Genomic DNA, 24,384 nt, shown 5'->3' with positions numbered 1-24,384 from the left:
ACCGGAGAGCCGTGTGCGGGAGAACCGCACGCACGGTTCGGAGGGAGGGGAGGCGCACGCCTTCCCTACCCCTATCCCGTGCGGTGGGCCGGTGGCGAGCGGGTCAGTGCAGCGCGTCATCCACATGCTCGGCGGTCACGGCTTGGTCCAGCCAGCGGTCGAGGGTGTCGGCATCGGCGCCGTCGATGCGTTGGCGCACGTGCTCCGGCAGCGTGCCGAAGCGTCGCTCCAGAAACCGCAACAGGGCACGGGCCTCGCCCTGCTGGATGCCCTGCTGGACGCCCTGCTGGATGCCCTCCTCGCGAGCTTGCTGAAAGATCGTCTTCATCTCGGTTGCCTCGGTGGGATGCTCGGCTTGGTAGCGTTGCCGCTCCGCCTCGTCGAGCATCGCATAATAGTCGATAAAATCCGCGTACTTGAGCCGCTTGTCCGCGTCTTGCTCCAGTGTTAAGAGGCCACGGATGGCGTCGGCGTAGACCTGCACGCGCTCGCCTTGATTGTGCGCCATGTTCGGCAGGTTGACGCGCGCGACGATGTTGCCGCTGTGGCGGTGCTGAAGGTACGGCATCCTCGCAAGCTCGGCGCTGATGAAATGGAAATCCAGATAGTTGGCCCGGTCGCCGGACAGCGTCAGGCGGTACTCCCGCGGCGGGTCACGCAGGAAGATCACGACGGGCACGACACGGCGGGTGTGCAGCAGATCGGCGATATCGAGGCAGTAGTGGGCGAGCCGCACAGTGGAGAACGCCCGCCCGGCGGTCTGCTGCTCGATGACGAAGACCAGCGCGGCGCGGCGTCCGTCCGGCCACTCCAGCAGGAGCGGGATGTCCAGCTCGCGGAAGCGCTCGTCCAGGCGCTCTTTCAGCTGTTCCTCGCGCACTGGCGTGATGCGCACGTCGGCGGTCAGTGACGCCGCTTCCTCGGGCGCGAAGAAGGACGCCGCCGCGTGCGGATAGTCCAGCACAAGGTTCTTGAAGTTCTGGTCGTGACTCATGGCCGGCAGCATACACGATGCGTCTTCGGTGATGCGAGCCGCCGCCAAGGGGGACGATGTGCACGCTGGCGCTTGGCCCACCCTGCGCCTTGGCGCAGCTTGCGCAGATCCGAGAATCTGAGGCTCTCCGGCTTGGTGCGCGCCTGATGCAGGGTTTGATCGATGCTGGCCGCAATGGGCCGTGAAGCGGGTGCCGACCGGCCGATCCACTTCAGCCTCGGGCCGCACCAGTGCCGGCAGGTGGTGGCGATGCGGGAGGGACCGAGCGGGCGGTTGGTGCCGCGGGTTGTGAGCCTGGACGCGCTGGTCCGGCATCCGGGACCCGGCGCCGGGTAGGCGCCGGGCCCACCCGGGCACCCCGCGGGCGCCGAGGCCGGCGCCGCCCGCCTTGTGCGCCGGCTGGTGGCTGCCATCCCCGGCGTCTATCGGCTTGATCCACCCGCCCCATTAGCATCCCGTGCGGGTGTTGCACTAAGCTTCAACCTGAGACCCGGCCGCCGGCGGGGTGTTTCCGCCACAACGCCCGCGGCGCCCGGCCGCGCCGGGCTCCACAGCGAGGAGCAGCATCATGACGACCATTCGCGAAGGCAGTCTGGAGGCGCCCACGCGCCATCCCATCGACTGGCGCAACCCGACCTTCTATGACGAAGCCGCGCTCAACGCAGAGCTGGAGCGCGTGTTCGACATCTGTCACGGCTGTCGGCGCTGCGTGAGCCTGTGCCAGGCCTTTCCCACCCTGTTCGATCTGGTGGACGAGTCGGAGACCCTGGAGGTGGACGGCGTCGACAAGGCCGACTACGTCAAGGTGGTGGATCACTGCTACCTCTGCGACCTCTGCTACATGACCAAGTGCCCCTATGTGCCGCCGCACGAGTGGAACGTGGATTTCCCGCACCTGATGCTGCGCGCCAAGGCGGTGAAGTACCGCAAGGGCGAGACCAAGGGCCGCGACAAGCTCCTCACCAGCACCGACCTGGTGGGCAGCCTGGCGGGCATTCCGGTGGTGAACGGGCTCGTCAATGCGACGCTCAACAGCGGCGCCGGCCGCGCGCTGATGGAGTCCGTGCTGAAGGTGGACAAGACCGCGCGCCTGCCCGAGTACCACAGCAGCACGCTGCGCATGCGCCATCATCATCTGGTCGGCCGCAAGGCGCAGGGCGAGCCGGCGGCGCCCACCACCGGCAAAGTGGCGCTGTTCGCAACCTGCTACGGCAATTACAACGAGCCGGGGGTGAGCGACGATCTGATTGCCGTCTTCGAGCACAACGGCATCCCCGTCACCCTGGCCGAGAAGGAGCGCTGCTGCGGCATGCCGAAGCTGGAGCTGGGCGACCTCGACGCCGTGGACAAGGCCCGGCAGGCGAACATCCCCGTGCTCAAGGCCCTGGTGGATGCGGGCTGGGACATCGTCGCCCCAGTGCCCTCCTGCGTGCTCATGTTCAAGCAGGAGCTGCCGCTGATGTTCCCGGACGACGCCGATGTCCAGGCGGTCAAGGCGCACATGTACGACCCCTTTGAATACCTCATGCTGCGGCACAAGCATGGCAAGCTCAACACCGCGTTCGAGCGGCCCCTGGGTAAGGTCATCTACCAGGCGTCCTGCCATCAGCGGGTGCAGAACATCGGCCAGAAGACCCGCGAGGCCTTGGCCCTGGTGCCGGACACGACGGTGGAGATCATCGAGCGCTGCTCGGGCCACGACGGCACCTATGCGGTCAAGCAGGAGTTCCACGCCGCATCCATGAAGATCGTCCGCCCGGTGGCCAATCGCGTGAAGCAGGCCAATGCGGACCACTTCGGCAGCGACTGCCCCATGGCGGGCGCGCACATTGCCCACGCCCTCGGCGAGGACGGCCGCCAGCAGCACCCGATGACCCTGCTGCGCCTCGCCTACGGCCTGTGACGGGGGCGGCTGCCGGGCGCTTCGCCCCGAGCCCCAAAAACCCTGTGGCCCCCCAACGCTCTGCCCCAATGCCCCCAACGCCTCCCGGAGAGCCACCATGCAAGCACTGACCCGCGACGACCTCTACAGCCTGGAGCAGTACGCCGTGCAGCGTGCGGAGTTCCGCGCCAAGGTCATGGACCACAAGCAGGCGCGGCGGGTGCCCATCGGCGCCCACGCCACGCTCTACTTCGAAGACCGGCTCACCATGCAGTACCAGATCCAGGAGATGCTGCGCGTTGAGCGCATCTTCGAGCCGGCGGGCATCCAGGAGGAGCTCGATGCCTACAACCCGCTGATCCCGGACGGCGACAACTGGAAGGCCACCTTCATGGTGGAGTACGAGGACGTGGACGAGCGCCGGGACGCGCTCACCCGGCTCATCGGCATCGAGGACAAGGTCTGGGTGCAGGCGGGAGACGAGGACAAGGTCTTCGCCATCGCCGATGAGGACCTGGAGCGCGAGAACGCGGACAAGACCTCTTCGGTTCATTTCGTGCGCTTCCAGCTGCCGGCCGCGACCCTTCAGGCGATCAAGTCGGGCGCCCCCATCCGCATGGGCATCGACCATCCGGAATACAGCTACGAGGTCACGCTGGACGACGCCCGTCGTGCCGCCCTGGCCGCCGATCTCGCCTGAGCCCGCGCGCGCCCGCTGCGCGGATGTATGGGCCACCGTGGGAGCGGCCTCCCGGCCGCGACTCCAGGGCAGCCCCGCTGGAGCGGCCCGGCAAGCATGTCGCTCCCAGGGCACACGAAGTCTTCCGCGCAGCCACTGTGGCTGTGGGAGCGGCCTCCCGGCCGCGACGACTTCCAGGGCAGCGCCGCTGGAGCGCCGCGGCAAGCCTGCTGACCCCACAGGACCACGCAGGTCCCCGCTGATCCAGCCCAGTTTCCAGCCGTGCCGCGCCGCGCCGAAAAATTGCGACGCATCTCCTGCAAGCCGCTGATTTCGCTTTCTTTGGTTGAACGCTCCCCAAGTCCCACGCAACCCGCCGTCCGCACCCGAGCCCGGGCAGCCCTCGGCAGCAGCCCCCATCGCGGCCCTGCTGCTGGACATGGACGGCGTGCTCTTCCACGGCGAGACGCCGCTGCCGGGCGCTGCGGCCTTCCTACGGCGCATTGCGACGCTGCCCCACCTCTTCGTCACCAACAATCCCATCCGCACACCGGCAGAGGTGGCGGCGCGGCTTGCGTCCATGGGGCTCGGCCGGCCGCGGCCCAAGCAGATCCTGACCTCCGCCGAGGCCACCGCGCGCTGGCTCGCGCGCGAGCGGCCCGGCTTCCGCTACTACGCGGTGGGTGCGGCGGGCCTGGATGCGGCCCTGCGCCAGCACGGCGTGCCGGATGCCGGGCAGGCTGACTTCGTGGTGGTGGGGGAGGGGCCCGGGCTCGACTTCGAGACCCTGACCACGGGCATCAACCTGGTCCTGAAGCGCGGCGCCCGGCTGGTTGTCACCAACCCGGACACCTCCGTGGACGACAGCCGCGACGGTGCGCATCGCATCCTGCCCGGCGGCGGTGCCCTGGTCGCGCCCTTTGCGGCGGCCTGTGGCGTCTCGCCCGTGGTCATCGGCAAGCCTGAGCCGGCGCTGTTCCAGATGGCCTGCGAGCGCCTGGGTCTGCCGGCGCAGGCCTGCGTTATGGTGGGTGATCGGCCGGATACGGACATCGCCGGCGCGCTGCGGGCGGGGATGCGGGCGGCGCTGGTGCGCACCGGGCGCTTCGCCCCCGAGGCGCCCTGGCCGGCGGACATCCCGCCCCCGCACTGGGATGTCCCGGACCTCGGCAGCCTGCTGCGGGCCTGGCAGCACCTCCTCGGCTAGCCCGTCGCCGCCGCACACAGCGACGCCGCCCCTGGGTAAGCCGACTTCAGTCGGCATCCCGGGGGAGGCGGACTTCAGTCCGCCGGCGGAAATGGTGTGTCCTCAGGTTTCTCCGCAGCCTGCCACTAGGGGTGTCCACCGCCGCGCTGACTCAGCAGATGCGCATACAGGGCCTCGTAGCGATCCGCAATGGCGCCGATGGCGTAGTGCTGGACGGCGATCTCCCGGCTGCGCGCCCCGAGCGGCGCCAGCGCCGGCAGCACCCGCTGCAGGGCGTCCCGCAGCTCCGCCGTGTCGTCCACGGCGAAGGTGGCGCCGTTCACCCCGTCATGCACCAGCTCCTGCGAGCCGGGCGCCCGCGCCACCACGCAGGGCAGACCGCAGGCCATGGCCTCCAGCACCGTGTTCGGCAGGCCTTCCTTGAGCGACGGGAAAAGCAGCAGGCTCGCGGCCTGGTAGTGGCGCACGATGTCCGCCGAGAAATCCCGTACCGTGAGCAGCGCCGGGTGCGCCCGGGCCAGGTCGTGCAGCTCCTGCTTCAGGGCCGCGCCATAGCTGTCGCGGCTGGTGGGGCCCACCGCCACCAGGTGCACGCCGGTGTCGAAGCCGTTGGCGGCGACCCATTCCCGCAGCAGCCAGGCGATGCGCTTGCGCTCGTCGAAGACGCCGACGAAGAGCGCAATGGGCCGGTCCGCGGGCAGGTCCAGCGCGGCCGCGAGCTCACGCCGGCGCTGCTCGTCCACGGGCCGGAAGCGGCCGGTGTCGACGCCGTTCGGGATATGCCAGACGCGCTCCGCCGCCAGCCCCTTTTGGGCGAACTCGGCCTGAAGCTCCTCGCTGATGGCCACGTAGGCGTCCACCAGGCGCAGGAAGCGCCGATGGACCGGGGCGATGGTGGAGTGCGACAGACTGGAGAGGTCGTTCTGGGACAGGCTGGCCTTCACCAGCGTCGGCTTGCCCAGCAGTCGCCCGAAGGGCCCGAGGATGCTCTGGGTGTAGTAGGCGCCCTGGCCGTGCAGGATGTCCACGGCGTGGCGGCGCTGCCACAGGTGCACCGCCAGGCTGCGCCAGACGCTGAACTCCTGGTGCCTGGCGCGCAGCTGCATGGCGAGTGCCGTCACGGGAAAGCCGTCCACCACATAGTCGCGCCGCTGGCCGTTCCAGGACTGGGTGGCGAACTCCACGTGATGGCCGCGGGCCCGCAGCTGCCCCGCCAGCAGAAACGCCTGCGCCGCCGCGCCGCTGTACTCGGGCGGCAGATAGCGCGCGAACATCAGAATGCGGACGGGGTTCAAGGTGCGCGGTGCCGGCATCCGGCGGCGTTATCTTTGGGCGGTGCCGGAGATGGTACATGAGTCGCCGACACCGCAGGAACGCGACCCCCACGCTTGTGTGAGCGAATGAGCAGGGCTTGCACGCCGCTCGCCACTATGTCAAGCGGACAGATCATGCTGCTGGAGCCAGGCGCCGAGCACCGCCAGGGCCCAGACGCGAAAGCGCTGCGCCCGGCTGCCGGCCCGATACGCCGCCACCGTGCGCGCCAGCGCCGCCGTGTCGGCGCAGCCCAGGCGGGCGAGGGTCGCGGCGTCCGTGTGCGCGCGCAGCAGGGCATGGTCGTCCGCCGTCAGCAGGCTGTCGAAGGGAAAATCGAAGCCGTGCTTCGGCACATCCCAGAGGGCGCGCGGAACGCGCTGCGCCAGCGCGTGCTTGAGCACCCGCTTGGTCTCACCCGGCGCCCAGCGCAGCGCCACCGGCAGCCCCTGCACATAGTTGCCGACGCCGTCGGCGAAGAACGGAAAGCGCACCCGCAGCCCCGTCAGACCAGCCGCCACGTGGATGCGGTCATCCGGCAGGGTGCCCATCAGCGCGCTGTAGCAGGCCATGTGCGCGCCGGGCGCAAAGCTGCGAAATACCTGGTAGAAGCGGCTGCCGCTCAGGTCCACGGGGCGCCCGCACAGGCGCTCCAGCTCCCGCCGCGACCACCCGCCCCAGCGCATCAGCACCTCCTCCGGGTCGCCGAAATCCATAAGCGGGCGATAGTTCCGCAGCCGCGGCAGCGGTGCCAGGGCGCCGGCCAGGGCGCGGCGCAGCGGCCGCGGCAGGCGCGCCGCGTACTGCACGGCGAGGCGCTGGTGGCGGGCGGGCATGATGCCGAGCAGGGTGTCGGCGCCGGTGCCGTCCAGGGCGATGTCGCCGCTGTTGCGGGCCTGCTCGAAGGCCAGCAGCGTGGGCGCACCCGCCGGGTCCGCGAACGGGTATTCAGCGCCGGCGAGCGCGGCGAAGGCGCGCTGATACTCCGCGGTGGAGAAGCGCAGGACCCGGTGGCGCACCCCGAGCGACCCGGCCACGGCGGCGGCCACCGCGGACTCATCCGCGCCAGGCTCGGCAAAGCCGACGGTGAGTGCGGTGACGTCGAGCCTCTGCGCCGCCGCGAGCGCACAGAGATAGGCCGAGTCCACGCCGCCGCTCAGAAAGCACACCGGTGCCGTGGTGTCCGCGGTGCGCTCGGCCACGGCCTGCGCCAGCAGTTCGTCCAGGGCCGCCGCCGCCGCGTCCAGGCCGGGTGCGCTCCCCCCGTCCGGCGCTGCAGGTGCGGGCGCCGTGGTCTCCGGGCGGCGCTGGTGCAGCCCGTGGCGGCCGTACAGACAGAGCACGCCGGGCTCAGTGCTCTGCACGCCGGCGTAGATGGTGTTGGGGCTGGTGATGTCGAGCAGGCGCAGGTACTCGTGCAGGCCGTCCGGGGACAGCCGTCTTTGCACCAGAGGGCAGTGCACCAGGGCATCGAGGCGGTCCGAGAACACCAGGGCGTCGCCCGGCAGGCGATGGTAGTACAGGGTCTGGGCGCTGGAGTCGTCCCGGTACAGCGCCAGCTCGCCGCGGGCGGCATCCCAAAGCACCAGCGCGAGCTGACCTGCCAGCGACCAGACCCAGCCATGGCCGTGGCGGCGGTAGGCGTCCAGCATCGCGTCCGGCGGTGTCCCATCAGCCTGCATCCCTGCTCCCGGCGGCGGGGATGGGAACAGGTCCCCGAGCAGCCAGGCCTGCACGCCGTCGGCGCGCAGGCTGCGCAGGCCCCCCAGCGGCGTGCCGAAGCGCCACAGCGCAAAGGCGCCGGACGGGTGCTGGGCGGCGCCGGGCGGATGCTGGGCGGCGCCGGGCGGGTGCTGGCCGGCGCCGGGCGGGTGCAGTGCAAGCCCGCCCCGGTGCTCGGCCCAGTCCGCGAGCCGCGCGAGCTCGCCGGTGCCAAGGCCCGCCGCCCCCAGCAGGGCGTTCACGGCTCACCCCCGGGTGCTGCCTGCGGCGGCACGGACGGTCGCAGGGCCAGCGCCCGCAGCCAGTGGTAGAGCGCGCGCAGGGACGGCGCCGTGCGCAGCGCGCGCAGATACCAGCGCCGCGCGCCCCGCAGGTCGCCGGCGCGGGCGCGCAGGTCGCCCAGCAGCAGGTATTCGTAGGCGAAGTAGCCGTGCATGCGCAGGCCGCGCCGGCGCAGCTCCGGGCGCCTGCGGCGCCAGTGCCCGCCCAGCACCTCCAGGTTTGCGAGCGCCATGGCCTCGCGGCGGTTGGACGCGCTCGCCGCATGGCAGCGCTTGTGCTGCCACACCGCGGGCACGTGGGCGAAGGCGCAGACCTGCGCCAGCCGCAGCCACAGCTCCAGGTCCTCCACCAGGCGCCGGGCGGGGTCGAAGCCGCCCACCGCCAGCAGGTGCTCGCGACGCACCAGCACCGCGCCGGTGGGGATGTAGTTGAGCCGGAACAGCTTCAGGTCCTGATCCACCACCCGCAGCGCGTCGCCCCAGAAGCGCTCGTCCAGCCCGGCGTCGGCGAAGAAGGACGCCAGGCGCTCGCCCTGGTCATCGAACAGGGCGCAGTCGCCGAACACCAGCCCGATGTCCGGGTGCGCGCTGAGCACCGCGAGCCCCGCCGCGAGCCGCCCCGGCGGCCATAGGTCGTCGGCGTCCAGAAAGGCGACGAGCGCGCCGGACGCGGCCTCGATGCCCAGGTTGCGGGCGGCCGAGGGCCCGCTGTTCACGGGCAGTCGCAGCAGCCGGACACCGGGATGGGCCGCCGCCACCCGCGCCGTGGTGTCCGTGGAGGCATCGTCCACGACGATGACCTCGTGCTGGAACGGGCCGCGCTGGGCGGTGACGCTGTCGAGGCAGGCGCCGAGGTGGCCGGCCACGTCGTGGGCCGGGATGATGGTGCTGATGGTCGGCGCCGACATCGCCCGGTTGCGCAGCGGCTTCGGTGTCAGTGGGCGTCGTCGTCGTGCGGCCTGCGCACGGCGGGCATGGGCCGGGTGTCGTTGCGCTCGTTGTACAGGAGCCAACGGTCGGTGCCGCGGGAAAAACGGACTTTGAGATACGTGGTCAGCAGCAGCCAGGCGGACACCAGCTGGCCGGGGCGAAACCGGCGCACCTTGTCCCACAGGCTGCCGTCCCGCCACCAGGACAGGAGCGGCCCGGCCACGCGCCGATCAATGACGCTGTCGGCCCAGTACGCCGCGAGGTCCGCGGTGCCGGCGAGCTGCTCGGTGCGCTCGGCGAGCTGCCGGCGGATCTGGTCCGCTCGGTCACCCGTCGCCGCGGTCGGGCGACCGCTGTCGTCCAGCCACAGCGGCACCGGCTCCAGCAGCTCCACGCGCTCCTTGTGCAGCGCGAGCCGCAGCAGGAAGGACTCCCGGTCCACGTCGGTGAGCGGTGCCAGGTAGTGCCGCTGCGGCGTCTTCAGGTCCACGCCGTCGTCGGTGAGGTTCGCAAGGCTGTAGGCGACCACCGCGCCCTTGTGCTCCACCACGCCCTGGATGCAGTGGCTGTGGTGGCCCAGGATCACGGACACACCATGGGCGATGGCGGCGTCGGCAAAGGCCACCTGCTCCGGCGTCGGCAGCGGGCTGTACTCAAGCCCCCAGTGCAGCATCAGCACCACCTGGTCCACCTGCGGGCGCAGCGCGTCCACGGCCGCAAGGACCGCATCGGCGGCCAGGGGCGCGATGCCGGCGGTGTCGGCCGTGGCCGCCGGTGCCGGCTTGGTGAGGGGGTCACAGGCGCCGAGCAGGCCGACGCGGATGCCGTGGCGCTCGACGATCACGGGCGCCGTCGCCTCCTGAAGGTCGGCGCCGGCGCCGGTGCAGGCGATGCCGGCGGCGCGCAGCAGCTCCCGCGTCTCGGCGAGCGCCCCGGCGCCGAAGTCCATGCAGTGATTGTTGGCCAGGTTCAGGACGGAGACGCCCGCCGCGGCGAGGTGACGGGCATAGTCCGGATGCCCGCGCAGGCAGAGCTTGTCCGCGCGCGGTGTGCCCCCCGTGGTGAGGGGGGTCTCCAGATTGCCCACCACGAGATCAGCGTCCGCGAGCAGCGCCGCGAGGGGCTCGAACAGGGTCGCCGCCGTGCCGGCCTCCGCGTTGTCCTGATAGCGCCCATGCAGCATGATGTCGCCGCAGGCAGCAAGACGCAGGGGGCGCTCGTTGGTGGCAGGCATAGGGGTCGGTTCCAGGGCGGCAGAAACAGGAACGGCATGATAGCGCGCCGTGAACCCCGGGCGGGTGCTGCACGTGGTCGGCGCTCCGGGTCAGATGGTCCGCGGACACGCTTGCAGCAGGTGCAGTGGTGGCAGGTTTTCTCTACTATTCCCGGTAGATATGGGAGTCGCCTGCAGCGCTGGCGCCGGTGGCGCGCGCACCGGCGGCTGCGGCAGTGATTGCGAGCGCAGCGTGTACCCGAAATACTTCGGCCTCAAAGAGCCCAGCTTCTCCATTACGCCGGACCCGCACTACCTGTTCCTCAGCGGACAGCATCGCGAGGCCCTGGCGCACCTGCTGTTCGGTGCCGGGGGCGGCGGCGGCTTCGTGCTGCTCACCGGCGAGGTGGGCACCGGCAAGACCACCGTCTGCCGCGCCTTTCTGGAACAGCTGCCGGAGGGCGTGGACGTGGCCCTGGTGCTGAACCCGGCTATGACCGCCACCGAGCTGCTGCATGCCATCTGCGACGAGTTCCGCGTGGCGCTGCCGTCGGGCGAGCCGTCCGTGAAGACGATGCTCGACCACCTGAACCGCTTCCTGCTGGATGCGCATGCGCGCGGGCGGCGCCCGGTGCTCATCATCGACGAGGCGCAGAACCTGCGCCCGAAGGTGCTGGAGCAGATCCGCCTGCTCACCAACCTGGAGACGTCCAAGCAGAAGCTCCTGCAGATCTTCCTCATCGGCCAGCCGGAGCTGCGGGTGCTGCTGGCGAGCCCGGACCTGCGCCAGCTGAATCAGCGCGTCACCGCCCGTTATCACCTGACACCGCTCGGCCCCAGGGAGACGGCGGCCTATGTGGACCATCGCATCGCCGTCGCCGGTGTCGAGCGCCCGCTGTTCACGCCGCGGGCGCTGAAGCGGGTGCACCGCCACACCCGGGGCGTGCCGCGGCTCATCAACCTGCTCTGCGACCGTGCCCTGCTGGGTGCGGCGGTGTCGCGGCGCATGCAGGTGACCCCCGGCATTGTCGACGCCGCCGCCCGCGAGGTGATCGACCGCGCCGACCCGGCGCTGCCGCGCCGGCGCAGCGCACTGGCCACGGCCGCGGCGGTGCTGATGGCTTTGGGGCTCGGGGTCTTGATCGGCGGCGCCGACCTCCCGCAGCGCCTGCCCGCCGACTGGGTGCAGGCCGTGCCCGCGCAATGGCTGGCCGCGGTGGGCTGGCAGAGACCCGACGCCGATCCCGATCCCTCCAGGGACCCGAGCGTGGCCGAGGACGATGCAGTGGGGCCGGGGGCGGCGTCCGTGCTCGCGCAGACGAGCGCATCCGCTGCCGATCCGGACGCAGCGGCCGATACGCCGGACGCCGGGACGGCCGCAGACGCTTCAGTGGCACCCATTGCGTCCGTCGCCGCGCCCGCTGCGCCGGGTGCTGACCCGGACGCTGCCGGGCAGACACCGCAAGCCGACCTCGCCGATGCAGAGACACTCGTCGGCGCCGCGCCGGAGGCGGACAGCGCCGCTGCCACCACCGCGGAGGCGGACACGGACGCCGGCGCGGACGCCGGTGCGGAGGAGGCGCTCGCAGCCGCGGCCCCGGGCGAGCCCGCGGCGCAGCTGCCGGCCGCCGCCGACACTGAAGCGACGCCGGCAGCCGACCCGGAGACGGCGGCGGATGCGGAGGACCCCGCGGAAGCCCGCCCGCCGCGCATCGCCACCGCCCGGGTCGCGCCCCAGGCGCCGACGCTCGCGGCAGACCGGCTCGGCGATGCCCTGATCAAGGAGGACGCGGTGGTGGACGAGCTGCTGCGGCTGTGGCAGGTCGAGACCGCCCCCGGCGTGCGCTTCCTGGACTGTGCCGCGGTGCCTGCGTTCGCGCTTGCCTGCGAGCGCAGCAAGGGCCGCTGGTCGGACCTGCGCCGGTTCGACCGGCCGGCGGCCTTGAAGCTCCGGCTGCCCGGGTCCGGCGCGGGCTTCGTCGTCGTCGGCGGCCTCGACGAGGAGCATGCGCTGCTGTACCTGGACGGCGCCGCCATGCGCGTGCCCATCGCCGCCCTGGACGAGCGCTGGTCCGGCGACTACCTGATGCTCTGGCGCCCACCGCCCTATGGTGGCCGTGTCATCGGCGTGCGCGACCCGGCGGATGCCATCGCCTGGCTGCGCGAGCGCCTGGCGCTGCTGCCCGGCAGCGAGCTGACGGTGGACCCGGCGCGCTATGATGCCGACGTCACCGCCGCCGTGCGTCGCTTCCAGGACGCACAGGGGCTGATTGCCGACGGCATCGCCGGTCCGCGCACGCTCATCATGCTGAGCAATGCCCTGGCGGACCTGGACGTGCCGCGTTTGTCCCACTCCCGCTGACCACGGGGTCAAGGGTCCCCGGCCCCCGCGTCCATGTCCTACATCCTCGAAGCCCTCAAGAAGTCCCAGAACGACCGCGAGCTCGGCGACGTGCCGCGGGTGGAGGGCTTCGGCATCGATGTGCCGGTGCATGCGGAGCGCAGCCATCCCTGGGCCTATCTGGCCCTGCTGGCGGCACTGGCCGCTGCGGGCATTGCGGCCGTGCTGCTGCTGCGGGCCTTGGGCGACGCGCCGCCGGCGGGAGACGCCACGCAGGTATCGAGCCCGCTGGCTGCAACGGCCACAAGCGAGCCGGCGAGCACCAGGCAGGCTGCGGCCTTATCGGAGGATGCCCCCGCGAGCGCCCGCCCGGGCTACTCGGATCCGGCGGCCACGCCGCAGCCGCCGCCCGAGCTCGCCGCGCGGCAGATCCCCGCCGCGGCCGGGCCATCGCAGCCGGCCTTGTCCGCAGCGCCGCCGGCGAGCGTCGCTGAGATACAGACCGGCCCTCAGGGCGCTCCGCAGCCCGTGCCCCTGCCGTCAGCGGCGCCCGCGACCACCGCGAGCGCCCCGCCACTGGATGGTCCGGAGAGCCTGAGCGTGGAGCCCCAGGTGCTGGTGGTGCCGGCCCCGGGCAGTGACGGCGAGCCCCTGCCGCGGGGCGCCGAGGAGCTGCGCCGGGCCGTGCTCGGCGACGGCGCGCGCGTGTCCGCTTCCGTGGACTCGCCGGGCGCGGGTGCAGCGGATCTGCCGCGACCGCCGCCGCCGGGGGAGCCGTTGTCCAGCGCCCCGGCGCCGAGCGAGCAGACGCCTGTCCCCGACGACGTGCTCGCCGAGATCGAGGCCTTCAAAGAGCTGGTGCGTAAGCGCAACCCGGAGGTCCTCAAGCGCGCCGCCGCGGCACCGCCGCCGCTGCCGGAGCCGGAGCCGCCCGGTCTGCCGGCGCGCCGGGCGGTGACGCGGACAGCGCCGCAGGCGGCGCCAGCCGCGCGGGCCGAGTCCCTGCCGCCGCGGCCGTCGCTCGACCTGCGCAATCGCCTGCCGCCCTTCTCCATGACGGTGCACGTCTACAACACCGACGCCGCGCGGCGCTTCATTTACATCAACGGCCGCAAGCTCACCGAGGGGCAGGAGAGCCGCGAGGGCCTCACCCTGGAGCAGGTGGTCACCGACGGCGCGGTGCTGAGCTACGACGGCGAGCGCTTCTTCCAGCGGCGCTGACGGCGCCTGTGCCCAGTCGCCGCAGTGGCTCGCCCGGCTGTCCCCGGGGCCGGCCCTGCCGAGGGACATGCGGGCGGGCTTCAGCCGATGAAGCGTGCGTTGAGCTCCGCCGGTGACTGGCCCCAGCAGAACATGCGCCCCCAGAATTCGAGCCCATAGAGCATGTGGGTGAAGTTGGCGGGGTCGCGCGTGAGCAGGGCTTGGGTCTCTGCGGGGGTGAGTATCCCCTCCCGGGCCAGGAAGCCGTCCGCGAAGCAGGCGTCGCCGAGGGAGCGCACATAGTCCGCCGCCGGGCTCGCGAAGCCGATCTTGGTGCGCTCCACCACGGCCCGCGGCAGGTGGCGCAGGGCCAGGGTCTTGATGAGCCGCTTGGACTCGCGCCGGCTCAGCTTGTCAGCGCGCGGCAGGTTGGCCGCGAGGCGGGCCACCTCGATGTCGAGGAAGGGCACCCGGGATTCGATGCCCGCCTGCATGCTGGCGCGGTCCTGCTGGTGCACGATGGCGCCGATGTAGTCGCGGTAGTCCGCGGTCATGGCCGCCTGGACCTCGCGGTCGGCGGCGTCCTGGATGAAGCCGTAGGCGGCGCGGCAGTCGCGCTCCAGGGCGGCGCGGAAGCCGCCGTCCGCCACCTGCTCCAGCACGTCCGTGGGGTTGGCCCAAGCGCGGAAGATGAAATCGTGACGGGGCCGCTCAAGCCACAGCCCGGTCAGCGCAAAGACGCCCTTGCGATACAGCCTGGCGAGCAGCCCGGTGCGGCGCGCCAGCCGCAGCCAGTTCCAGCGCAGGCGATAGCGCCAGTCGTAGCCGCCGAAGCCCTCATCGGCCCCCTCGCCCGCGAGCAGCACCTTGCAGCCGTGCTCCCGGGCCAGGGCGCTGATGCGCGCAATGGGGACGTTCTGGGGATGGGTCAGGGGTGCGTCGTTGTACCAGATGGCCTCGATGTAGCCCGCCAGATAGTTCTCCCGCGTCAGCCGGTCGTAATGGATGTCGATGTCCAGATGGCGGGCCACCTGCTCGGCCCAGCGGCGCTCGGAGTGGTCGGCGATGTCCACGTGGTACACGCTCACGTCCGGGCGCAGCCGGCAGGCAAACGCGGTCATCAGCGACGAGTCCACGCCGCCGGAGCAGAGGCTGCCCACGGGCACGTCGCTCACCAGATGGCGCTCGACGCTCTCCTGCAGCACGCGCTCCAGCGCATCCAGGCGCGCATCGACAGACTGCCGTGCCAGCGCGGCGGCGCGGCCGGGCTCGGGCAGGTCCGAGACGTGGAACCAGTGCTGGGTCGCGAGCGTCGCCGGGTCGCCGCCGGTCAGGTGCAACAGGTGACCGGGCTCCAGCGTATGGATGTCGGCCAGCAGGTCCTGGCGGATGGCCTCGCGGTACAGCAGCAGCTCCGCGAGCTTCTCGCGCCGGAACACCGGCGGCGCCGGCAGCGCGGCGGTGATGGCCTTGACCTCTGAGGCGAACAGCAGCACGCCGTCCACCACCGCATAGTGCAGCGGCTTGATGCCGAAGCGGTCGCGCGCCGCCGCCCAGTCACCCGTCGCCAGATCGGCGACGGCGAAGGCGAACATGCCGTTGAAGCGCGCAAGGCAGTCGGCGCCCCAGTGCAGCCAGGCAGCGAGCACCACCTCGGTGTCGCTGTCGGTGCGGAAGGCGATGCCGGCGTCGCGCAGCTCATCGCGCAGGGCGCGGTAGTTGTAGAGCTCGCCGTTGTAGACCAGCGCATGGCGGCCGTCGGCGCTCAGCATGGGCTGATGCGCGGCGGCGGAGACGTCGATGATGCTGAGCCGCTGGTGGCCCAGCGCGAAGGGGCCATCGACCAGGGTGCCGCGATGGTCCGGGCCGCGGTGGACGAGCCGCTCCAGCATGGCCTCGAGCCGCGCTGGCGTGTCGGTGCCGGCAGGGCCGATGAGGCCGGCGATACCGCACATGGCGCAGGTGCCTTGGGACGGTTGGACCGGGCTTCGCGGTGTCGGCGTGCGGCTTCAGCGCACCAGCAGCACCAGCACCACCACCAGGCCCACCACGGCCGCCAGCGGCAGGATGGCCGCCTGCCAGTCGCCTTTTTCGGCCTTGGGGCCGTGCTCCTGCCACTGCTTGAAGGCGGGCCAGAGATAAAAGAGCAGCATGATCATCACGCCGGCGGCGGCGATCTTCAGGAAGAGCTCCATGGCGATATCCTTGGAAGACGGGTGGAAATGGTGGCAAAAGAAAGCCCGGCGCGGCAGGCCGGGCCGGGCACGCGGCGGTGAGCCGGCGGGCGTCGAGAAGCGCCCGCGGGTGGCTTACTCGTCGCCCATGATCCCCAGGATCTGCAACAGCGCGATGAAGATGTTGAAGATGCTGAGGTAGATGCCGTAGGTGGCCATGATGTAGTTGGTCTCATGGCCGTTCTTGATCCGGCTGGTGTCGAACAGGATGAACCCGCTCATCAGCAGGATAATGGCACCGGAGACGGCGAGCGACAGCGCCGGCATGCTCAGGAAGAGGTTCGCGATGATGGCGACCACCACCACCATCATGCCGGCGAACAGGAAGCCGCCCATGAAGCTGAAGTCCGTCTTGCTGGTCAGGGCATAGCCGGACAGGCCCAGGAAGATCAGCGCCGTGCCGCCGAAGGCGGTGGCGATGATGCTCGGGCCGTTGGGCAGCGCCAGGTACATGCTCAGGATGGAGCCGAGGCCGAAGCCGAGCAGGCCCGTGATGCCGAAGATGACGCCGATGCCGGTGGCGGACTCCGCGGTGCGCGGCAGCACGAAGATGCCGAGCACCATGGCGACGATCACCGACACCATGTACATCCACGGCGGCACCGCGAGGGCCATGGAGAGCATTGCCGTCAGCGCGCTGAAGCCCAGCGTCGCGGCGAGCAGCAGATAGGTGTTCTTCAACACCTTGTTGGTTTCGAGCACGGTCTGCTGTGACCGGGCGATGGAGTACTGGTTGGCCATGGTGATGACTCACTCCTCAAGTTTCAGTTGGAAAGCGGTCGCAGACGCACAACCTGCCTCAGGCCGTGCACGTCCGATTGCAGCCGCAGCATACCCAAGTCGGCGGCGCATGCAAGCCCGCCGGCGCTGCCGATCGCGCCGGGCTGGCGCGGGAGGCTTCAGCAGTCCGGGCGCGCGATCCGGTGCGCAGCGGGTCATGGCAGACGACCGATGCACCGTGCTGCGCACTCGTGATCGACGCCGGTTTGGGTTACCCTAGTGCGTTGATGTGGGCTTCCACGGCGTTGTCAACGCCTTCGCGCCGGCCCTTGGACCGGGTTTGGTTGTCGGGGGCCGGCCGCAGCGGGCGGCGTCCGCGGTGGCAGCGTCGGCGCCGAAGCGCCATCCGCTCGGAGAGGTGGCAGAGCGGTTGAATGCACCGGTCTTGAAAACCGGCGTGGGTTTGCGCCCACCGTGGGTTCGAATCCCACCCTCTCCGCCAACCAGACCCAACCTCGCAGCCGCCGGCCTGTGCTGGGCTTGAAAGACCCGACGCAGACGCCGGATGCAGACGCCCGTTCAGACAGGGGGCCACGCGTCCAACGGCCCGCCCGCCCCTCACGACAGGCTCCGGCGCGACTCGGGAGCAACGCCGAGCAACCGCATCGGCGCCGAAACCGCGGCGTCTACGGGTGGTCCGACCCTAACATCGGCACACAGCTTGACGCCGTGCGGCCGGCTCCCGACCCCGGCACGGCTGCACCGCCCCCCCAAACCAGACCCACGGAGGCAACCCCCATGTTCGACACCGACATGCAGATCGCAGGCTATGACGACGACCTCGCCCGGGCCATCCGCGACGAAGAGCGCCGGCAGGAGGAGCACGTCGAGCTGATTGCATCCGAGAACTACGCGAGCCCCCGGGTCATGGAGGCGCAGGGCACGGTGCTCACCAACAAATACGCGGAAGGCTACCCCGCCAAGCGCTACTACGGCGGCTGCGAGTACGTGGATGTGGCGGAGAATCTGGCCATCGAGCGTGCCAAGCAGCTGTTCGGCGCCGCCTACGCCAACGTGCAGCCGCACTCCGGCTCCCAGGCCAATGCCGCGGTGTTCATGGCGCTGTGCCAGCCCGGCGACACCCTGCTCGGCATGAGCCTCGCCGACGGCGGCCACCTGACCCACGGCGCCAAGCCCAACTTCTCCGGCAAGATCTACCACGCGGTGCAGTACGGCATCCACGCCGACACCGGCGAGATCGACTACGAGCAGGTGGACGCCCTCGCGAAGGAGCACCAGCCGCGCATGATCATCGCCGGCTTCTCCGCTTATTCCCGCGTGGTGGACTGGCAGCGCTTCCGCGACATCGCAGACAGCGTCGGCGCCTACCTGCTGGTGGATATGGCCCACGTGGCCGGGCTGGTGGCCGCCGGCGTCTACCCGAATCCGGTGCCCGTGGCCGACGTGGTCACCACCACCACGCACAAGACCCTGCGCGGCCCGCGCGGCGGCCTGATCCTGGCGAAGGAGAACCCGGAGCTCACGAAGAAATTCAACTCGCTGGTGTTCCCGGGCACCCAGGGCGGCCCGCTGATGCACGTCATCGCCGCCAAGGCCGTGGCCTTCAAAGAGGCCCTGGAGCCCAGCTTCAAGGACTATCAGCGCCAAGTCGTCATGAATGCCCAGGCCATGGCGGAGGTGTTCCTGTCCCGCGGCTATGACGTCATCTCCGGCGGCACCGACAATCATCTCTTCCTGGTGAGCTTCATTGACCAGGGCCTGACGGGCAAGGACGTGGACGCCTGGCTCGGCGCCGCCAACATCACCGTCAACAAGAACGCGGTGCCCAACGATCCGCAGTCGCCCTTCGTCACGAGCGGCATCCGCGTCGGCACGCCGGCCATCACCACCCGCGGCTTCGGCCTGGACGAGGCCCGGGAGCTTGCCGGCTGGATGTGCGATGTCATCGACGCCCGCGGCGATGCGGCGACCCTGGAGCAGGTGAAGGGCCAGGTGCTCGCGCTCTGCGCGCGCTTCCCGGTGTATCGCCGCGACGCCGCCTGACGGCCGGCTGACCGCCGCGATCCTCCGAGCCGGCCTGCGCCGATGCGCTGTCCCTACTGCGGCGCCCAGGACACCAAGGTGGTGGACTCGCGGCTGTCCGGCGACGGCGACCAGGTGCGTCGGCGCCGGCGCTGCGTGGTCTGCGACGAGCGCTTCACCACCTACGAGAGCGCCGAGCTCAACCTGCCCCGGGTGGTGAAGCGCGACGGCAGCCGGGTGCCCTTCGACGGACGCAAGCTGCGCTCCGGCATGATGCGGGCCGCGGAGAAGCGGCCCATCAGCACGGAGCAGATCGACGCCGCCCTCTCGCACATCAACCGCAAGCTCCTCGGCAGCGGCGAGCGGGAGGTCAGCAGCCGGCGCATCGGCGAGCTGGTGATGGAAGAGCTGCGCGAGCTGGACCAGGTGGCCTATGTGCGCTTCGCGTCCGTGTACCGGGAGTTCGAGGACGTGGAGGCCTTCCGCGAAGAGATCGAGCGCCTGAAGCAACAGCCCACCGCGGCGGAGAAGAAGGCCCAGCTGGACCTGCTCGCGGGCCTGGACCCGGCGCCGCGCAACAACAAGCCGTGAGCCGCGTCGTCGAGGATGCACGCATGATGGCCCGCGCCATCGTGCTGGCGCGCCGCGGGCTGTACACCACCGACCCGAACCCCCGCGTCGGCTGCGTGCTGGTGCAGGATGGCGAGATCGTCGGCGAAGGCTTCCATCGCCGGGCCGGCGAGCCCCACGCCGAGCGCAATGCCATCGAGGCCGCCGGCGAGCGCGCCCGGGGTGCCACGGCCTATGTCACGCTGGAGCCCTGCTGCCATTACGGACGCACGCCGCCCTGCACCGACGGGCTGCTCGCGGCCGGCGTGGCCCGTGTCGTCGTCGGCATGGAGGACCCGAACCCCATGGTGCGCGGCAAGGGGCTCGGCCGGCTGCGCGCGGCCGGGGTAGAGGTCACCACCGGCGTGCTGGAGGCCGACGCCCGCGCGCTGAACCCGGGCTTCGAGCAGCGCATGCGCGGCGGCCTGCCCTATGTGCGCTGCAAGCTCGCGGCGAGCCTGGACGGGCGCACCGCCATGGCCAGCGGCGAGAGCAAGTGGATCACCTCCGCCGACGCCCGCCGGGATGTGCACCGGCTGCGGGCCCGCTCGTCCGCCGTCATCACCGGTATCGGCACCGTCCTCGCCGACGACCCGCACATGAACGTCCGCCTGGACCCGGAGGAATTTGCCGCGCTGTGGCCGGACGAGCTGCCGCGCCAGCCGCTGCGGGTGGTGGTGGACAGCCGCCTGCGCATGCCCTCGGACGCACGCATGCTGAGCCTGCCCGGGGCCACCCTCATCGCCACCTGCGAGGAGAGCCCCAAGGCCATCGCCCGGGCCAATGCCGTGGGCGCCGAGGTGCGCGTGTTCCCGCCGGACCCCCAAGACCGCGTCGATCTGCACCTGCTGCTGTGCTACCTCGCCGAGCGCGAGATCAACGAGGTGCTCATCGAGGCCGGTCCCACCCTCGCCGGCGCCGCCATGGACCTGGGCCTGGTGGACGAGCTGGTGCTCTACCTCGCCCCGCACCTGATGGGCGACGCCGCCCGCGGGCTCTTCCACCTGCCCGGCCTTGAGCGGATGGAGCAGCGGCTTGGGCTCCAGATCCGCGACCTGCGGCGGGTCGGCCCCGACCTGCGGCTCACCCTGTGCCCGGCCAGGGGCCTGGCCTCAGGCGGCGACTGAGCAGGCAAGCGGCCTTGGTCCCGGGCCGGTGACCCTCCATGTCCGCGGCAGTCCACCCAAACGGGGCCGCTCGCCGAGGAGAGCCACATGACCGATCAAGACCGTCTCGAGATTGAAGCCGCCGCCTTCCGCGGCCTGGTCGCGCATCTTCAGCAGCGCACCGATGTGCAGAACATCGACCTCATGAACCTCGCCGGCTTCTGCCGCAATTGTCTGTCCAAGTGGTACCTGGCCGCCGCCCGCGAGCGCGGCGTCCCGATGTCCGACCACGAGGCCCGCGAGGCCATCTACGGCATGCCCTACGGCGAGTGGAAGGACAAATACCAGCGGGAAGCCACGCCGGAGCAGAAGCGCCGTTACCAGGAAACCGCCTCGCAGCACGCCGTCATCGACATCCCGGAGCTCTAGGACCGAGTGCCCGGGCCAGGTCGCCGGCATGGGCCGGCGCAATGCGCCCTCGCGCCGCGGCCGGTGCACCGGGTCCGTCTTGACGTAGGGGTCTCCGCGCCGAATCCGGTGCGACCGGGGCCGATGCGGCAGTGCCGACGGGTGGCGTGTCAGGCGCAGACGGGTGGTGTGGCAGGCGGATGATTCCTGACGTGTTGACTCAGGGATGCTTCATCAGTATATTAGAAAACCATTAAATACTAACCTCAGGTTACTGACATGCACGCTTCCCTGATCGCCTTGGCCGCCCCGGTGGCCCTGTCACTTGGTTTGCTCGCGGCGCCCGCCGCCCAGTCCGAGACGCTCGCCGAGCGTCAGCAGCGCATCGCGTTGGAGCTGGAGGCCGAGAATCTGCTGGTGCAGCTCCACCACAAGCCGCTGGAGGCGGAGCTGGAGCCCTGTATCAACGGCGCCGTGTCGCCGAGCGGGCGCTTTGCGAGCGCCGAGATCGAGCAGGCCGTGGAGCGGCTTGCCTCCGGTGAGCTTACCGAGCACCTGGGTAACAGCGCTTACTTCAAAGCCTTCAACGAGGGTCGGATCGCCCTGACCGACTGAGCCGACGCGGGTACCGCGCGCCGGGTGTCTTGACCCGGGCGCGGCCCGCACTGCCCCGCAGCGGGTCGGAGCCTCTCCACCCGCCCTGGGCTGCGTCCCACGCAGTACAGCTGTGAGCGGCCGACGACGAAGGCGTCCGTCACCGGCTTCGGTGTCCGCCGCGCCTCCCGCATTCACCTGCACTTTCCGCACTCCCCCATCAACCCGTCGCGCGCTCTGCGGGCGGCATCTGCACCGTACCCGCGAGTCTGCCCACAGACTGTGGCACCTAGGGCAACTACCTAAGTAGAAGCCACAATTGCACTTCTGAGATCTTTGACGACAGCTCTGCTGCAACCTGTCCGGGCGCAGTCGGGCCCGTTTTTGACGGCTTGTGCAACCACCTGAGGCCGAAATGGTCCATAATTGCAACGTGTGTTGCTTTTCCGCTGTTGCCGCCGCGGACGCAACCCGGGTGCACGCCCTTGTGTCTCTTTTCCGTAGTCCTCAGCTGGTTGTTTGCTCTGACTGTCATGCTGGCTCATCCGCTTCGCCTGTTGCCCTTGCTGGCGGTCCTGTTCGTTTCCGCCGACGGCCTCGCGCAGCCGCCCGGCCGCGGGCTGGGACTGGCGCTGGAGGCGGGTGCCCTGTTCGGTGACGAGGTGGGCCTCGACAGCGGCGGCGAGCTGGCGGTGGATGCCTGGTCCGTGCGCCTCGCCGGGCGCCGCGCATTCAGCGACGATCTGCGTCTCGGTCTGTCGGTCGGTCTCGGCGAGCAGCGTTACCGCTTCTCCGGCACCGGCGACTTCAGCGGGCTGCGTCCCTGGGACGATGTGCGCGAGGCGCGTGTCAGCGGCTCGCTTTTCTGGCGGCCCACGGAGCGCTGGGATGTCTTCGCCATACCGACTTTGCGCTGGAATGCGGAGGACGGCGCGGACCTGGGCGACGGGCAGATCGCCGGCCTGCTCACGGCGGCGAGCTACAAGTTCAGCGACCGGCTCAGCATCGGCCCCGGCGTGGGCGTTTTCTCGGAGCTGGAGGACGACACGGATTTCTTTCCCATCCTCGCCGTGGACTGGAAGATCACCGACCGGCTCAGCTTCCGCACCGGCCGGGGCCTGGGCGCCTCGCGCGGCCCCGGACTCGCCTTCGACTGGGCGGCCAACGACCAGTGGTCCGTGAGCCTGGGTGGACGCTACGAGAAAGACCGCTTCCGGCTCGATGACCGCGGCGTGGCCCCCGACGGCATCGGTCAGGCCACCTCCACGCCCATCTACATCGCCGTCACGCGCAAGCTCGGCAGGGTCGGGCGGCTGCGCGGCGTGCTGGGCGTGGAGCTGAACGGGTCGCTGCGCCTGGAAGACAGCCATGGCGAGCTCCTGGAGCGCACGGACGTGGAAGAGGCACCCTTCGCCGGGGCGACCTTCGACGTGCGCTTCTGACAACCCCCCACTGCCGGCCGCGCTTCTGATCCCGTCACCGGGTGCGCCGACGTCAGTCGGACGCCGGAGTCGGGGGACGCGAGGCCGCCCGCGGCAAATCATCGCCCGGAGATAGGTTTTACGCAGCGTTGCGTTAGTCTAACGGGCATTCCACTGCGGGCGACAGGCAAGGGGCGCTCCAGGCGGTGCTGCGGTGGCTGGTGCGTGCCCTGTGGCGCACCGTTGCGCCTGTGGGCGCGGCCGCGGGTCGCGACGGCGTTTGTCAGCGCCGCCGCCATCCCCCAGAATCGGCGGGTTTCAGTCGTGGTAAACCGCCATGTGTGAGCTCTTCGCCATGTCCTCCCGGATGCCGGCCACGCTCAGCTTCTCGCTGGAGCGTCTGGCCCGGCGCGGCGGCGCCGAGGGCCCGCACCGCGACGGCTGGGGGATCGCCTTCTACGAGGGTCCGGACTGCCTGCTGCTGCGCGAGCCGCGTCCCGCCAGTGAAAGCCCGCTGATGCGCTTCATGGAGCAGCAGGGGCTGCGCACCCGCATGGCGCTCTCGCACATCCGGCTCGCCACTTTCGGCAACCGCTCCCTGCGCAACACCCAGCCCTTCCTGCGCGAGTTCGGCGGGCGCATGCACGTGTTCGCCCACAACGGCGACCTGCCGGCGCTGCTGGAGCAGCCGGACGACCCGCATGCGCCCTTCCGGCCGGTGGGCGATACGGACTCCGAGCGCGCCTTCTGCGCGTTGCTCACAGGCCTCGCACCCCTGTGGCGGGACGCCTGCGGGGCGGTGCCGGCGCTGTCCGAGCGGTTTGGGGTGCTCGCCGCGCATGCCGCGGAATGGCGCCGCCTGGGCCCGTCGAACTTCCTCTACGCCGACGGTGATGCGCTGTTCGTGCATGCGGACCGGCGCACCCAGCGCGATGGGCGCATTCGCGCGCCGGGGCTCTATCTGCTTCAGCGCTGCTGCTGGCGCTCCGCGCCGGAGCTGGCGGACAGCGGCGTCGAGCTGCAGACCATACGCCAGGACGTGGCCCTGGTGGCGAGCACGCCGCTCACCGACGAGCTCTGGCAGCCCCTCGGCGAGGGCGAGCTCATCGCCCTGTCGAACGGCGGCTGCTTCAACGCCGATGGCGTCCAGGCGCCACCCGAGCAGCTTGCGGCCACGGCGCCTGGCCAGCCGGAGCCACCCGTAAGCGAGGGCGTGGACGCACTTGGCTGTCAGTGAAGCGCTGCGGCGCGCCTGGGGCGCCGAGTTTCACTCGGCGGGCAGCCGGACGGCGCGATGCAGGCGGGTGCCGGCGAGGGCGGCCGGCTGCCGGCGGCGGGAGCGGGGTGCCGCAGCGCGGCATGCGCCGACTGGAAGTCGGCGGCCCCAGGGAGGCCGACTGGAAGTCGGCGGCCGTACGCCCGTGAGGGCGCACTGTCAGCACGGTGTAAGTCCGTGTCCGGGTATGCCAAGGCCCGGTAGCCAAAGGTA

20 protein-coding genes and 1 tRNA gene are annotated in these 24,384 nt (G+C 70.9%); 13 read left to right on the top strand and 8 right to left on the bottom strand.

Annotation, left to right across the window (positions count from 1 at the left end; translation table 11 throughout):
• Positions 1-103 precede the first annotated feature (103 nt).
• Positions 104-994: a DUF4351 domain-containing protein gene (locus QZ607_RS23245; RefSeq protein ID WP_295887934.1), complete on the bottom strand. Its 891-nt coding sequence runs from the start codon at positions 992-994 to the stop codon at positions 104-106.
• Between the two features lie 568 nt (positions 995-1,562).
• Here QZ607_RS23245 and QZ607_RS23240 point away from each other — a divergent pair.
• From QZ607_RS23240 to QZ607_RS23230, 3 genes are all read left to right on the top strand, one after another.
• Positions 1,563-2,897 carry a heterodisulfide reductase-related iron-sulfur binding cluster gene (locus QZ607_RS23240; protein WP_295887932.1) on the top strand — a complete coding sequence of 445 codons (1,335 nt, stop codon included), beginning with the start codon at positions 1,563-1,565 and terminating at the stop codon, positions 2,895-2,897.
• 97 nt (positions 2,898-2,994) lie between these two features.
• Positions 2,995-3,576 carry a DUF3501 family protein gene (locus tag QZ607_RS23235; protein ID WP_295887931.1) on the top strand — a complete coding sequence of 194 codons (582 nt, stop codon included), beginning with the start codon at positions 2,995-2,997 and terminating at the stop codon, positions 3,574-3,576.
• 325 nt (positions 3,577-3,901) lie between these two features.
• On the top strand, positions 3,902-4,762 hold the full coding sequence (locus QZ607_RS23230) for an HAD-IIA family hydrolase (protein ID WP_295887929.1): 861 nt from the start codon (positions 3,902-3,904) through the stop codon (positions 4,760-4,762).
• Between the two features lie 125 nt (positions 4,763-4,887).
• On the opposite strand, the gene QZ607_RS23225 is transcribed toward QZ607_RS23230, so the two are convergent.
• The 4 genes from QZ607_RS23225 to QZ607_RS23210 all read right to left on the bottom strand — a co-directional run bounded on the left by QZ607_RS23225 (position 4,888) and on the right by QZ607_RS23210 (position 10,240).
• Positions 4,888-6,057 carry a glycosyltransferase family 4 protein gene (locus QZ607_RS23225; RefSeq protein ID WP_295887927.1) on the bottom strand — a complete coding sequence of 390 codons (1,170 nt, stop codon included), beginning with the start codon at positions 6,055-6,057 and terminating at the stop codon, positions 4,888-4,890.
• A 138-nt stretch (positions 6,058-6,195) separates the two neighbouring features.
• Positions 6,196-8,037, bottom strand: coding sequence for an asparagine synthase-related protein (locus tag QZ607_RS23220; RefSeq protein WP_295887923.1), 1,842 nt, complete (start codon positions 8,035-8,037; stop codon positions 6,196-6,198).
• A complete protein-coding gene (locus QZ607_RS23215; RefSeq protein ID WP_295887921.1) occupies positions 8,034-8,984 on the bottom strand; it encodes a glycosyltransferase family 2 protein in 951 nt (316 codons plus the stop codon). The genes QZ607_RS23220 and QZ607_RS23215 overlap by 4 nt, the downstream gene beginning before the upstream one ends.
• 26 nt (positions 8,985-9,010) lie before the next feature.
• Positions 9,011-10,240: a CapA family protein gene (locus QZ607_RS23210; RefSeq protein ID WP_295887919.1), complete on the bottom strand. Its 1,230-nt coding sequence runs from the start codon at positions 10,238-10,240 to the stop codon at positions 9,011-9,013.
• Between the two features lie 232 nt (positions 10,241-10,472).
• Between QZ607_RS23210 and QZ607_RS23205 the strand changes: the two genes are divergently transcribed.
• Both QZ607_RS23205 and QZ607_RS23200 read left to right on the top strand, forming a co-directional pair.
• Positions 10,473-12,581, top strand: a complete 2,109-nt coding sequence (locus QZ607_RS23205; protein WP_295887917.1) for an AAA family ATPase — start codon at positions 10,473-10,475, stop codon at positions 12,579-12,581.
• 33 nt (positions 12,582-12,614) lie between these two features.
• Positions 12,615-13,781, top strand: a complete 1,167-nt coding sequence (locus tag QZ607_RS23200) for a general secretion pathway protein GspB (RefSeq protein WP_295887916.1) — start codon at positions 12,615-12,617, stop codon at positions 13,779-13,781.
• Between the two features lie 80 nt (positions 13,782-13,861).
• Here QZ607_RS23200 and asnB read toward each other — a convergent pair whose 3' ends face one another.
• The 3 genes from asnB to QZ607_RS23185 form a co-directional block, all read right to left on the bottom strand.
• On the bottom strand, positions 13,862-15,715 hold the full coding sequence (gene asnB, locus QZ607_RS23195) for an asparagine synthase (glutamine-hydrolyzing) (protein WP_295887909.1): 1,854 nt from the start codon (positions 15,713-15,715) through the stop codon (positions 13,862-13,864).
• A gap of 54 nt (positions 15,716-15,769) precedes the next feature.
• Positions 15,770-15,955 (bottom strand): hypothetical protein, encoded by a 186-nt coding sequence (locus QZ607_RS23190; protein WP_295887907.1) that lies wholly within the window; start codon positions 15,953-15,955, stop codon positions 15,770-15,772.
• 114 nt (positions 15,956-16,069) lie between these two features.
• Complete coding sequence (locus QZ607_RS23185; RefSeq protein WP_295887904.1) at positions 16,070-16,735, bottom strand: Bax inhibitor-1/YccA family protein; 666 nt, start codon at positions 16,733-16,735, stop codon at positions 16,070-16,072.
• A 391-nt stretch (positions 16,736-17,126) separates the two neighbouring features.
• Here QZ607_RS23185 and QZ607_RS23180 point away from each other — a divergent pair.
• The 8 genes from QZ607_RS23180 (at position 17,127) to QZ607_RS23145 (ending at position 24,132) form a co-directional block, all read left to right on the top strand.
• Positions 17,127-17,216, top strand: a tRNA-Ser gene (locus QZ607_RS23180).
• 296 nt (positions 17,217-17,512) lie between these two features.
• Positions 17,513-18,778, top strand: a complete 1,266-nt coding sequence (gene glyA, locus QZ607_RS23175; protein WP_295887900.1) for a serine hydroxymethyltransferase — start codon at positions 17,513-17,515, stop codon at positions 18,776-18,778.
• 42 nt (positions 18,779-18,820) lie between these two features.
• Positions 18,821-19,348, top strand: coding sequence for a transcriptional regulator NrdR (gene nrdR, locus QZ607_RS23170; RefSeq protein WP_295887897.1), 528 nt, complete (start codon positions 18,821-18,823; stop codon positions 19,346-19,348).
• 26 nt (positions 19,349-19,374) lie between these two features.
• A complete protein-coding gene (gene ribD, locus QZ607_RS23165) occupies positions 19,375-20,493 on the top strand; it encodes a bifunctional diaminohydroxyphosphoribosylaminopyrimidine deaminase/5-amino-6-(5-phosphoribosylamino)uracil reductase RibD (RefSeq protein ID WP_295887936.1) in 1,119 nt (372 codons plus the stop codon).
• Positions 20,494-20,580: 87 nt separating this feature from the next.
• Complete coding sequence (locus QZ607_RS23160) at positions 20,581-20,901, top strand: DUF1244 domain-containing protein (protein WP_295887894.1); 321 nt, start codon at positions 20,581-20,583, stop codon at positions 20,899-20,901.
• Between the two features lie 258 nt (positions 20,902-21,159).
• The gene (locus QZ607_RS23155; RefSeq protein WP_295887891.1) at positions 21,160-21,495 is read left to right on the top strand and encodes a hypothetical protein; all 336 of its coding nucleotides are present in this window, start codon (positions 21,160-21,162) and stop codon (positions 21,493-21,495) included.
• Between the two features lie 512 nt (positions 21,496-22,007).
• Positions 22,008-22,916, top strand: coding sequence for a transporter (locus QZ607_RS23150; protein WP_295887887.1), 909 nt, complete (start codon positions 22,008-22,010; stop codon positions 22,914-22,916).
• 316 nt (positions 22,917-23,232) lie between these two features.
• On the top strand, positions 23,233-24,132 hold the full coding sequence (locus QZ607_RS23145; RefSeq protein WP_295887885.1) for a class II glutamine amidotransferase: 900 nt from the start codon (positions 23,233-23,235) through the stop codon (positions 24,130-24,132).
• Positions 24,133-24,384: the final 252 nt, after the last annotated feature.

Source organism: uncultured Thiohalocapsa sp. (assembly GCF_913063425.1).
Lineage (GTDB): Bacteria > Pseudomonadota > Gammaproteobacteria > Chromatiales > Chromatiaceae > Thiohalocapsa.
Note: the sequence above shows the minus strand (reverse complement) of the source record. Positions and strands in the feature narration are given on the sequence as shown.